The organism is Pseudoalteromonas sp. T1lg10 (assembly GCF_002964545.1).
Classification (GTDB): Bacteria; Pseudomonadota; Gammaproteobacteria; order Enterobacterales; family Alteromonadaceae; genus Pseudoalteromonas.
On sequence record NZ_PQBV01000018.1, the window covers coordinates 47,510 to 58,783 of the forward strand.

At 47.4% G+C, this 11,274-nt stretch carries 10 protein-coding genes; 7 read left to right on the plus strand and 3 right to left on the minus strand.

Going from position 1 to position 11,274, the window contains the following annotated elements; genetic code table 11:
* Nucleotides 1-27 precede the first annotated feature (27 nt).
* Complete coding sequence (locus tag C2M17_RS06390; protein WP_105200016.1) at nt 28-648, plus strand: thiol:disulfide interchange protein DsbA/DsbL; 621 nt, start codon at nt 28-30, stop codon at nt 646-648.
* Nucleotides 649-664: 16 nt separating this feature from the next.
* Nucleotides 665-1,297, plus strand: coding sequence for a thiol:disulfide interchange protein DsbA/DsbL (locus C2M17_RS06395; protein ID WP_105200017.1), 633 nt, complete (start codon nt 665-667; stop codon nt 1,295-1,297).
* A 52-nt stretch (nt 1,298-1,349) separates the two neighbouring features.
* Here the strand turns inward: C2M17_RS06395 and trmA are convergent, their stop codons facing one another.
* The gene (trmA, locus tag C2M17_RS06400; RefSeq protein WP_105200292.1) at nt 1,350-2,447 is read right to left on the minus strand and encodes a tRNA (uridine(54)-C5)-methyltransferase TrmA; all 1,098 of its coding nucleotides are present in this window, start codon (nt 2,445-2,447) and stop codon (nt 1,350-1,352) included.
* A 671-nt stretch (nt 2,448-3,118) separates the two neighbouring features.
* Between trmA and C2M17_RS06405 the strand changes: the two genes are divergently transcribed.
* The 4 genes from C2M17_RS06405 (at nt 3,119) to C2M17_RS06420 (ending at nt 9,145) form a co-directional block, all read left to right on the plus strand.
* A complete protein-coding gene (locus C2M17_RS06405; RefSeq protein ID WP_105200018.1) occupies nt 3,119-4,174 on the plus strand; it encodes an OmpA family protein in 1,056 nt (351 codons plus the stop codon).
* A 259-nt stretch (nt 4,175-4,433) separates the two neighbouring features.
* Nucleotides 4,434-7,031: a bifunctional aconitate hydratase 2/2-methylisocitrate dehydratase gene (gene acnB / locus C2M17_RS06410; RefSeq protein WP_105200019.1), complete on the plus strand. Its 2,598-nt coding sequence runs from the start codon at nt 4,434-4,436 to the stop codon at nt 7,029-7,031.
* A gap of 233 nt (nt 7,032-7,264) precedes the next feature.
* Complete coding sequence (locus C2M17_RS06415) at nt 7,265-7,897, plus strand: 2OG-Fe dioxygenase family protein (protein ID WP_105200020.1); 633 nt, start codon at nt 7,265-7,267, stop codon at nt 7,895-7,897.
* A gap of 9 nt (nt 7,898-7,906) precedes the next feature.
* Entirely contained in the window at nt 7,907-9,145 is a 1,239-nt protein-coding gene (locus C2M17_RS06420) for a cysteine desulfurase-like protein (RefSeq protein ID WP_105200021.1), read from the plus strand.
* A 57-nt stretch (nt 9,146-9,202) separates the two neighbouring features.
* On the opposite strand, the gene C2M17_RS06425 is transcribed toward C2M17_RS06420, so the two are convergent.
* Nucleotides 9,203-9,907 (minus strand): 2OG-Fe(II) oxygenase, encoded by a 705-nt coding sequence (locus C2M17_RS06425; RefSeq protein ID WP_105200022.1) that lies wholly within the window; start codon nt 9,905-9,907, stop codon nt 9,203-9,205.
* Nucleotides 9,908-9,935: 28 nt separating this feature from the next.
* Between C2M17_RS06425 and C2M17_RS06430 the strand changes: the two genes are divergently transcribed.
* The gene (locus tag C2M17_RS06430) at nt 9,936-10,340 is read left to right on the plus strand and encodes an acyl-CoA thioesterase (RefSeq protein WP_105200023.1); all 405 of its coding nucleotides are present in this window, start codon (nt 9,936-9,938) and stop codon (nt 10,338-10,340) included.
* Here C2M17_RS06430 and C2M17_RS06435 read toward each other — a convergent pair.
* Nucleotides 10,337-11,269 carry a hypothetical protein gene (locus C2M17_RS06435; protein ID WP_158683990.1) on the minus strand — a complete coding sequence of 311 codons (933 nt, stop codon included), beginning with the start codon at nt 11,267-11,269 and terminating at the stop codon, nt 10,337-10,339. The genes C2M17_RS06430 and C2M17_RS06435 overlap by 4 nt on opposite strands.
* Nucleotides 11,270-11,274: the final 5 nt, after the last annotated feature.

Genomic DNA, 11,274 nt, shown 5'->3' on the forward strand with positions numbered 1-11,274 from the left:
GCCAAATTGAATTTAAAAGAGACGATTATGATAAAAACACTAACAGGTTCGTTATTACTACTTTGTTTACCTCTGGCCTCTTGGGCAGCCGACTTTAAGGCCGGCGAGCATTACCAAGTGCTTGATACTAAGGCCTCTGAAAGTGACAAGGTAACCGAGTTCTTTTCTTTTTACTGCCCTCATTGCTATCGTCTTGAGCCGGCGGTCGGTGCGCTTAAAGATGCCTTGCCAAAGGATGTGCCCTTTATTAAAAGCCATGTAAACTTTTTACGTTTGGATAAGGCTGCGCAAAATCGCCTAACTACGGCGTATCTAATCGCTCAGCAAGAAGGTAAAGGCGAACAGGTATCTGAGGCCATCTTCAAGAGTATTCATCTGCAACGCGAGCCACTGCAATCGCAGCAAGCGGTAGAAAAATTATTGGCGGAGCAGGGCATTGGCGCCGAGCGTTATAGCATGTTAGCAAGCAGCATGCCGGTATTGGCCGGTGAAAAGGCCGCTCTGGAAGCGCAAGAAACTTATACCAAGGCCGGCGCTCTAACGGGCGTGCCTACCATTATTGTTAACGACAAATACAAGGTGCATGTACACACTGTGAAGTCGCAACAAGAGCTTAATGAGCTCGTTAACCATTTATTAGAAAAATAACACGGAGAATAAAGGTATGAAGAAGTTTATTGCCCTAGCGCTAATGGCGCTGGCATTACCTTTGACAGCAGTGGCAGCACAGTTTGAAGAAGGTACTCACTATGAAGTCGTTTCTGAGCGTGCTAGCCGTAAGCCGGAAGTAAAAGAATTCTTCTCTTTCTACTGCCCAGCCTGTAACGCTTATGAAGGTTTACTAAGAGACGTTAAGCCTAAGCTTAACGAAGGCGTGAGCTTTAAGCGCAGCCATGTAAACTTTATGGGTGGTCGCACCGCAGAAAACCAGGACATGTTGTCGCAAGCCTTGGCAACGGCCAGTGTGTTACCTGAAAAAGAGCTTTTGGTTGCTGCCATCTTTAACCACATTCACAATAAACGTTCGCAGTTTAACGAAATGGCTGACGTAAGAGACGTGTTTGTTGCCAATGGCGTTGATGCACAAAAGTTCGACAAGTTATTCGAAGGCTTTGCGGTACGCACTAAAGCCTCAAAGATGCAGCGCGATCAAGAATACTATAAAGAAAAGGGTGCCCTGAAAGGTGTACCTACCTTTATCGTTAACGGTAAGTATCGTTTGATCTTAGGCCGTGATTCTGGCGTTACCGAGCCAGATGATATTGCAGCGCTAATCAACTACTTGGCCAAGAAGTAAGTACGGCCAATGACAAAAAAACCGCATCTTTTGATGCGGTTTTTTTATGTTCTTATTTGCGCTTTAGGTAGACCCCGGATTCAATATGATGGGTGTAGGGGAACTGATCAAAGATAGCAAAGCGGGCTACTTCGTGGGTTTGCGTCAGTATCTCCAGATCGCGCTCTAGGGTCTCCGGGTTGCAGGAAATATAGATGATGTTGTCGTACTCGCTGGTAAGCTTACAGGTCAGTTCATCCATACCGGCTCGTGGCGGATCGACCAAGATGGTTTGGCAATCATAGCTGTGTAGGTCTATGTTACCTAAGCGGGTAAAGGTGCGTTCTTTACGCATTGCCTGGGTAAATTCTTCGCTGCTCATGCGGATGATATCCAGGTTTTCAACCTTATTGGCGGCAATATTATATTGCGCCGAGTGTACCGATGACTTGGAAATTTCCGTGGCCAGCACGCGATTAAAGGAACCCGCCAGGGCGATTGAAAAGTTGCCATTACCACAGTAGAGCTCGAGCAAATCATTGCTCAAGGGGGCACAGATATCCTGAGCCCAGGCCAGCATAGACTCATTTACCTTGGCATTGGGTTGGGTAAAGCTGTTTTCCACCTGCTGATAGGTATAAGTGCGGCCATTTACTTCAAGTTGCTCAATCACATAATCCGTGGCCAGTACCTGCTTTTGTTTGCGGGCACGGCCAATAAGCTCAACATTAAAACGCTGTTGCAGTCGTGCTTGTAGATCCTGTGCCGCTTGCAACCACTGCTCATCTAACTGTTTGTGATAGAGCAGGCTGATTAAGGCGTTGCCACTTAACGTGGTCAGATAATCGATTTGGAACAGCTTACGACGCATCAGCTCGTTATCTTTTAACTCGGCGATCATGGCACTCATCAGTTCATTGATCAGCTCGGCACCCGGGTCGAAGCGCTCGACGCGGACTTTTTCTTTACTCTGTTGATCGAACATAATGTGGTAGAGGTCATCGCCATCATGCCAGACACGAAATTCCGCACGTTGCCGGTAATGTTTCGGGGTCGAGGCAAACACTTCTAACTTATTGACACCAAAGCGAGAAAATTGCGCAATAATACGCTCTTCTTTTTCTGCTAATTGCTGGTTGTACCCGGACGCGTCGATTTCTATTACTGGCATGCAAACCTCTACTAATTTATGTGCGCCGCTATTGTAGGTAGCTGCGTCCAATTGTCCAGTAACAAGTGCCATATTCTTGTTTGTTTTTTCTACAGCTCGATGCATTGCTCGGGTTATGAGTGCCAGGGCCATTATAAAATTTAGCTATTGCGCCGGGAAAAACTACATGTCGCGATTCGGGTAATAAAGAAACCTTGGTAAAGAGGTTGGATGGATGCAGGGTTTTATTGCAGATGCGGTGAGTATTTTTCAGCCTAGCTCCCGTAAGTTTAAAGATGTGGGTTAATTAAACCACAATATCTTGCCAGGGCTGGTTCAGAGGGCTTTTTCTGCTGTGTTGTAATTTGCAAAGTGGCAGAAACTTTACTACTTTAATACTAAAATCATCTTATATTCAGGAACATAATGCTTTAATATAGCGTACCTGATTAAGTTAAGGCGCGAACTTGCTTAATTAGACTACAATGTAGATGTGTTGAAACCTGTTAGCGCGGATCTAGACCTGGTGCTGTATAGCACCTGCGATAAAAGCAAGAAATGTCGGCTGATAGATTAATGAATCATCGGAATATAACTAAGTAAGAGGCACAAGATGGACCTTTTACTTGGCGCATTAAGGACTAATTTACCTTGGTGCGCATAATCGATAATCGTAAAATGGGATGGAAACAATGAAAATCAAATCACTTTCTGCTGCTATCGTTTTGGCAATGGCATCACAAGCTGTTGTTGCTGAAGAACAGAAAAACCCTCACGAAGGTATTCACATTGGTGTGTTTGGTGATTACTTCTGGGCTGACTGGGACAACATCAAGGGCGCAAACCCTGCGAATGTTGCGCTAGGTGAGTCTTTCGGTTCAGGTATCGAAGTAGGTTACCGCTTTAACGAATACTGGACAGCTCGTCTAGAATTTGCAGCCCTTGAGCTTGATAAAGAAAATTCAGACAACCACAAAACAGGTGAGCGTTACGGTGCTGATGTATTGTACCACTTCAACGACACTTTCTACGGTGTACTAGGTGCAAAGAAATTTGACGTATACGATGACTTCAATGCAGCTAACCTAGGTTTTGGTTTCCGTAGCCACTTCCGTTACAACTGGGCATTCTTCGGTGAAGCCAACTATTACGAAGGTCTTAACCAGAACCATTCTGATTTCGGTCTTAAGCTAGGTGTTAGCTACCACTTTGGTGACAAGCCTGAGCCTAAGAAAGTTGAGCCAGCACCAGTAGTTGTTGCTCCTAAGCCAGAGCCAAAAGACACAGACAAAGACGGCGTACTTGATGCCAACGATAAGTGTGCAAACACACCTATGGAAGATGCAGTAGATGCGTCTGGTTGTACTCGTTACATGGAAAAAGGCGACAAGGTTAGCTTGTTAGTACGTTTCCCACACGATAACTCTGACGTTAACCAGCGTTACTTGGATGATATCCAAAAAGTTGCTGAATTCATGACCAAGTACCCGCAAACAAACGTACTACTTGAAGGTCACGCTTCAGCGGTAGGCGATGCAGGTTACAACAAAAAGCTTTCTAAAAAGCGTGCAGACGGTGTTGCTAAGCAACTAATCAATGATGGTATCTCAGCTTCTCGCGTAGAAACTGTAGGCCTAGGTGAAGAGCGTTTATTGAACACAGAAAACACCAAAGAAGCTCACGCTGAAAACCGTCGCGTTGAAGCGCACATCTCAGTTACTGAGCGTGTAAGCATCAAACGTAACTAATAGTAGGTTATTACCAACCTATGATGAAAAGCCCGGCTGATGCCGGGCTTTTTGCAAATAATTATTACTCAACATTCACCAGCCTATAGTTTTAAAGCCCTTACATTCATTGTATTTATATTGACTATTTTGCCTCTAGGCGGCGACGCCAATTTTCTTCTATCTTTAAAGCCTTTATAATTGTTATCGTGTCAAAATTCTATAAGTAGTATGGACGCGTCGAAGTCTGCTACTTTCACGTCACCAAGAGGGCATAATTGTGCTTCAAGAATATCGTAAACATGTTGAAGAGCGTGCAGCCCAAGGTATTGTGCCTGCACCATTAGATGCTCAGCAAACTGCTGACCTGATCGAATTAATCAAGAATCCACCTGCCGGTGAAGAAGAGTTTATCCTAGACCTTCTAGTTAACCGTGTACCGCCTGGCGTAGATGACGCCGCCTATGTAAAAGCGGGCTTCCTAGCCGCCGTTGCAAAAGGTGAAGCGCAGTCGCCACTAATCAATAAAGAAAAAGCGGCCGAGCTACTTGGCACCATGCTAGGTGGCTATAACATCGAGCCTATGATTGATCTGTTAGACGATGCTGAACTTGCACCGTTCGCAGTAAAAGGCCTATCGCACACCCTGCTTATGTTTGATGCTTTCTACGACGTAGAAGAAAAAGCCAAAGCGGGTAACGAATTTGCTAAGCAAGTTATCGAGTCTTGGGCAAACGCAGAGTGGTTCCTTGAGAAGCCGGCGGTGCCAGAGAAGATCTCTGTAACCGTGTTCAAGGTAACCGGTGAAACTAACACAGATGACCTTTCACCAGCTCCAGATGCCTGGTCTCGCCCGGATATCCCACTGCACGCACTGGCTATGCTTAAGAACGAGCGTGACGGTATCAACCCTGATAAAGCCGGTGAAATCGGTCCAATCGCCCAACTTGAAGAGCTTAAAACCAAAGGTTTACCACTAGCGTACGTAGGTGACGTTGTAGGTACTGGCTCATCACGTAAGTCGGCAACTAACTCGGTACTTTGGTTCATGGGTGATGACATTCCTCACGTACCAAACAAGCGCGTTGGCGGTGTATGTTTAGGCGGTAAGATCGCTCCTATCTTCTTCAACACCATGGAAGACTCAGGTGCACTACCTATCGAGTTGAACGTTGACGACATGAACATGGGTGATCAAATCGATATCTACCCGTATGAAGGTGTGGTTAAGCGTCACGGTACCGATGAAGTTATCTCTACGTTCAAGATGAAGTCAGACGTGATCCTTGATGAAGTACGTGCCGGTGGCCGTATTCCTCTGATCATTGGTCGTGGTTTGACCGACAAGGCTCGCACCTCATTGGGTATGGAAGCCGAAGACATCTTCCGTAAGCCTGCTCTTGTTACCGATTCTGGTAAGGGCTTCACCCTGGCTCAGAAGATGGTTGGTAAAGCATGTAACATGCCAGGCGTTCGTCCTGGTCAATACTGTGAGCCTAAGATGACCACGGTTGGTTCGCAAGATACCACAGGTCCTATGACTCGTGACGAACTGAAAGACCTTGCTTGTCTTGGCTTCTCTGCTGACCTAACTATGCAGTCTTTCTGTCACACGTCTGCGTATCCTAAGCCTATCGACGTAAACACGCACCACACACTACCTGATTTCATCATGAACCGTGGTGGTGTATCGCTACGTCCAGGTGACGGTGTAATCCACTCATGGCTAAACCGTATGCTTCTTCCTGATACCGTAGGTACAGGTGGTGACTCGCATACTCGCTTCCCTCTTGGTATTTCATTCCCAGCGGGTTCTGGTGCGGTTGCATTCGCAGCGGCAACAGGTGTTATGCCACTGGATATGCCAGAGTCGGTACTAGTACGTTTCAAAGGCGAAATGCAGCCGGGCATCACACTACGTGACCTAGTACACGCAATTCCTTACTACGGTATCAAGCAAGGCCTGCTTACCGTTGAGAAGAAAGGTAAGATCAACGAATTCTCTGGTCGCGTACTAGAGATCGAAGGTGTTGAGCACCTAACCGTTGAGCAAGCGTTCGAGCTGTCAGATGCCTCTGCCGAGCGTTCAGCCGCGGGTTGTACCGTTAAGCTAAGCAAAGAGTCTATCTCTGAGTACCTAGAGTCAAACATCGTTATGCTTAAGTGGATGATCGCTGAAGGCTACGGTGATGTACGTACTATCGAGCGTCGTATCAACGCGATGCAAGAGTGGTTGGCTAACCCAGAGCTTATGGAAGCCGACAAAGACGCAGAATACGCGCACGTAATTGAAATTGACCTGGCGGAAATCAAAGAGCCAATTCTTTGTGCTCCTAATGACCCGGATGACGCACGTCTTCTTTCAGATGTAACAGGCGAGAAGATCGACGAAGTATTTATCGGTTCATGTATGACCAACATCGGTCACTTCCGTGCCGCTGGTAAGCTACTAGACAACTTCGGTGGTCGTCTACCAACCCAACTTTGGGTTGCACCACCTACTAAGATGGATAAAGACCAGCTTACCGACGAAGGCTACTACGGTATCTTTGGCCGTGTAGGTGCGCGTATCGAAACTCCGGGATGTTCATTGTGTATGGGTAACCAGGCACGTGTTGCTGATAAGGCAACGGTTGTTTCTACCTCTACGCGTAACTTCCCTAACCGTCTAGGTACAGGTGCAAACGTATTCCTAGCGTCTGCCGAGCTTGCAGCGGTAGCCGCAATTCTAGGTAAGCTACCTACAGCTGCGGAATATCAAGAATACGCGGAGAAGATCAACGCAACAGCGGCTGATACTTACCGTTACTTGAACTTCCACAAGATGCCTCAATACACGAAGAAAGCGGATAACGTGATTATCCAGCAAGCCGTGTAATCAGGATTTGTGATAAAAGCCCGCCTACCAAGCGGGCTTTTTTATGTTTAAAATTCGTTAAAATGGAATATGGGTTTTAGTAATTTTTCATATTTTTAATGTGTAATTCCTTAAACTAAAGATTAAAGGTTTTTTTATTCAATTTGATATCAAAATTGTCGCTAAATGAAATCAAACCTGCGACGGAAATAGCTTAAAATCCCCGCCAATTTTCTTATCAAGGCAGGATCTTTATGACTTCGTTAAATAACCAGAACCTTCTGCAACTTCGTTTCATTGACCAGTCTCATATTGACGCGGTAAAGCCTTCTTTTGACCACCTTCCCGATAATCCCTATGCCGATGGTGCCTTCCGTAAGCGTCGTTATTCTGTGATCAAGGTGCAACAGGGTAAACTCACCCTTCAGCCTACTAAAGCCTTTGTACAAGATGATTCCATTAATACCTTCCAGGGCAATGTTGAGCGTACCTACGAAAACCTCGACGCAGACTTGCTCGCCAGTGAAGGCATGAAGCGCATTGTGGCCGAGTTTATTGCCATGACAGGTATCGACGCCGATCGCGATATCGAAATTCACCAGTTCCGTATGCTGGCCATCGACAGCGATACGCCGCCGGCACCGGAAGGTATTCATCAGGATGGCTTTGACCACGTCTGTATATGCGGTGTGTCTCATGAAAACATCGCCGGTGGTGAGTTATTGGTGTATGAGCACAAAGAAGCCAAGCCGTGTTTCAAGATGGAAATCAAAGACGGCATGTTCGCACTTATCGATGATCGCCAGGTGTGGCACAACGCCACCCCCATGAACAAGCTGGATGAGTCGAAGATCGGCTATCTTGATTGTTTTGTACTGACTGCGTAAGGAAGAATGATGAATCTAGTCTCTCTGCGTAGCCAGTTCCCAGCCTTAATGCAGCAAGTAAACGGCGAGTCGCCAATCTTTTTTGATGGCCCCGGTGGTGCACAAGTACCGCAATCGGTATTGGATGCCATGGCGGCTTACCTGGGTTTTTACAATTCAAACCTGGGTGGCGCGTTTTTCTCCAGCGATAAAACCGTGGCGGTGATGAGCCAAGCCCGTCAGGCCATTGCCGACCTGCTTAACAGCCCAAGCCCGGAGCAAATCGTCTTCGGCGCTAACATGACCAGTTTAACCTTTAGTTTTAGTCGCGCTATTTCACGCGGCTGGCAAAGTGGCGACGAGATCATAGTGACCAATGCGGATCACTTCTCCAATGTGTCTTCGTGGCGACAGGCCGCCGAGGATAAAGGAGCCACTGTGCATGCGCTGCGTATTAACGAAGCGGATTGCACCCTGGATATGGCGCACTTCGAGTCATTGCTTAACGCCAATACCAAGCTGGTCGCCGTAACCTATGCGTCGAACACCACGGGCTCAATCAATGATGTGAAGCGCATTATCGAGTTGGCGCATCAGCATGGCGCCTTGGTGTATGTGGATGCGGTTCACTATGCTCCACATGAGCTGGTGGATGTGCAGGCACTGGATTGTGATTTCCTTGCCTGCTCGGCCTATAAGTTCTTCGGCCCCCATGTAGGCATTGTTTATGGTAAGCGTGAGCATTTGGAAAACTTCACCCCATACAAGGTAGAGCCGGCGAAAGATGTAGTACCGGGTCGTTGGGAAACGGGTACGCAGAGCTTCGAAGGCCTGGCCGGTGTGGTTGCCGCTGTTGACTATATCGCCTCTTTGAGCGGCCTGGATGCGCAACTGCCGCGTCGTCAGCGTCTTGAAGCGGCATTTGCCAACAGCAAAGAGCACGAAATGGCATTAAGCAAGCACTTCCTTACACGGCTAAAAGAATTTCCGCAGATCTCGCTATTCGGTATTGATGATATGGAGCGTTTGGCCGAGCGTACGCCGACCTTTGCCCTTACCTTTGATGGCTTAGAGCCACGTCAGGTATCCGAGTTCTTAGGCAAGCAGCATGTCTGTGTATGGGACGGTAACTTCTATGCCCAGGGCTTGTGTGAGCAATTAGGTGTAATGGACAAAGGTGGTGTGGTGCGTATCGGTTGTATGCACTACAACAGTATCGAAGAAATCGATCGCTTATTTACCCTGTTCGGCGAGCTACTCGGCTCATAGCGCTTCGCTCTGTTAAAAAGGCTGCCTAGGCAGCCTTTTTTGATCTTATATGATGGGTTATTTTTGTGCTTGGCCGTAGATCTGCTCGGCGCGATTAAACAACACCCAAGAGGTAAGAATGTACTTGTCATTCGACAAGGGTTTGTTGCCGCGGTGGGTATGGGTAAAGTAGGCCGGTGCGACCACCATGGTGCCGCGTTTTGGAGCGATTTTACGCTTTTGATAGTAAAACTCGGTTTCGCCGCCTTCGGTCACATCGTTCAAGTAGAACATAAACAGCAGGACGCGGTGTAAGGCTTCGTTATGGCCGGTTTGTGGATAGACCTCACTGTGCCAGTAAGGATACCCGCCCTTATTGATCTCGTATTTCTGCGCTTGAATACTGCCTAAACGAAACAGCTGTTGCATCAAGGTACCCAGTTGCGGTTTGGCCACCTCTTCAAAGTTGTCCTGGTTCAGCGCCACCGGTTTACCGGTTTTTGGGTGGAAGACCTGTAAGCCAAAGGCGCCAATCATCATAAATAGATGTTCTTCAACATAGCGCATCACGTGTTGTGCGGTGACCTGCTGAATATGCTGCAAGTGCTGCTGGTACTCTGGATGAGCATTGAGGTAAAGGTCTTTACTGTCTTTTTTACTTAAATCTATGCCGCCAGAGGTGGTACCCTGCTTCAAATGCGGGCTCTGCTCGAACAGGTCGATAAACTGACTACAAAAAGTGTCACTAAGCGCGTTATCATAAACGCCAATGAAGTCTGTCATGACTGCAACCTTACCTATTGGAATTATTATGCTTATTGAAAAAGTTCAGCCCAGATTTAGTGAAACGGATGTCCTCGGGCACATTAACAATACAGTACTACCGGTGTGGTTTGAAGCCGCCCGCACGCCTATTTTTAAAATCTTTACCCCAGATCTTAATCCACATCAATGGCGCTTGATTGTTGCTAAGGTGGAAGTGACCTTTTTGGGCGAGCTTTTCTATGGCCAGGAAGTGGAAGTGAAAACCATGATCGAGCGCATCGGCTCCAGCTCTTTTGTGATCAAACAACAAGCCTGGCAGCATGGGCAGTGTTGTGCCGAGGGTAAGACGGTGATGGTGCGTTATAACTTCGAAAACAAAGCGTCACAAGCCTTAAGCGAAGAGGAAAAGTCGCAACTTAGCCAGCATCTCGAGACGGCGCAAGAGCGTTAGGGAGTGGTGGGAAAGGCCGGAGACACACACCGTTTTGTTTCAAAGCGAACACCATACTCGGCTTGTTCATCCTCGAAGAGCTCAACAATTTCATAATCATTGAGCTCAACCACCTTACTGTTTTTACTTTTTTCGCAGCGTGAGAAGCTGTCTGCCTCCCAATTGTAGGCAAACTGGGCGACCAGGATTTTTATCCACTTATCGGAATCCTTGCCCGGCTCGGCAATGTTTGCTTCAAGGTGCATGGTCGCAGGGGCCTCTCGTGTTTGTTCTGCACTGGGTTCTAGCTCCTTACTCATCTCTTTTTCAAAGCTCGCACTAACCTGATCTATGACATCACCGGCGTTGTCGAAATCCCCTGAGGTTACCACTAGGTTGGCCGTGACAATAACACATAAAACAAAGCGGGCGATGGCGGTTTGAATGGGTCGTTTGGTGCTGTCCAAGAAGTGCAAGCCAAAGCGCTGGAAAGGTCTGAGTAAGAGTAACACCAAGATGTAAAGGGGAAGCACCAGCTGGAGAAGAAGCAAGGCGATAACCGAAAGCGCTAACATCCAACTGGGCAGGTACAGCAAGATAGCAAAGTTATGGGTATAGTCGAAATGGCTTGCCGCCACGCCGGTGACTTCATTTACCGTGCCAGCTGCATTCGCCAGCACAAAATTGGCTATGGTACCGTAAAACAGTAAGAGAATGGCTTTACCGGGAAGTGAGTGAAAAAGCTGAAGAAAGCGCGGCCAGAACTCAATGGTTAAAGCCGCCACTGTGCATGCCGTTGTCAGCCAGATACTGACGGGAGAGAGCAACAAAGCGACCGCGTACAGGCGTTGTGCCAGGGTCAATGCTTGCCAAAACCTTGCAAAGCCTAGTTTAAGGTTTCTCGTAGTTCGGGCTGTTTTTGCTTTGAGGCGTAATAAGGGGGCCGTCATGATAA

What these genes read in the sequence shown, in the direction of transcription:
- C2M17_RS06390 (WP_105200016.1), top strand. Translation starts at nt 28, where the DNA reads ATGATAAAAACACTAACAGGTTCGTTATTACTACTTTGTTTACCTCTG.
- C2M17_RS06395 (WP_105200017.1), top strand. Translation starts at nt 665, where the DNA reads ATGAAGAAGTTTATTGCCCTAGCGCTAATGGCGCTGGCATTACCTTTG.
- trmA (WP_105200292.1), bottom strand. Translation starts at nt 2,447, where the DNA reads ATGCCAGTAATAGAAATCGACGCGTCCGGGTACAACCAGCAATTAGCA.
- C2M17_RS06405 (WP_105200018.1), top strand. Translation starts at nt 3,119, where the DNA reads ATGAAAATCAAATCACTTTCTGCTGCTATCGTTTTGGCAATGGCATCA.
- C2M17_RS06415 (WP_105200020.1), top strand. Translation starts at nt 7,265, where the DNA reads ATGACTTCGTTAAATAACCAGAACCTTCTGCAACTTCGTTTCATTGAC.
- C2M17_RS06420 (WP_105200021.1), top strand. Translation starts at nt 7,907, where the DNA reads ATGAATCTAGTCTCTCTGCGTAGCCAGTTCCCAGCCTTAATGCAGCAA.
- C2M17_RS06425 (WP_105200022.1), bottom strand. Translation starts at nt 9,907, where the DNA reads ATGACAGACTTCATTGGCGTTTATGATAACGCGCTTAGTGACACTTTT.
- C2M17_RS06430 (WP_105200023.1), top strand. Translation starts at nt 9,936, where the DNA reads ATGCTTATTGAAAAAGTTCAGCCCAGATTTAGTGAAACGGATGTCCTC.
- C2M17_RS06435 (WP_158683990.1), bottom strand. Translation starts at nt 11,269, where the DNA reads ATGACGGCCCCCTTATTACGCCTCAAAGCAAAAACAGCCCGAACTACG.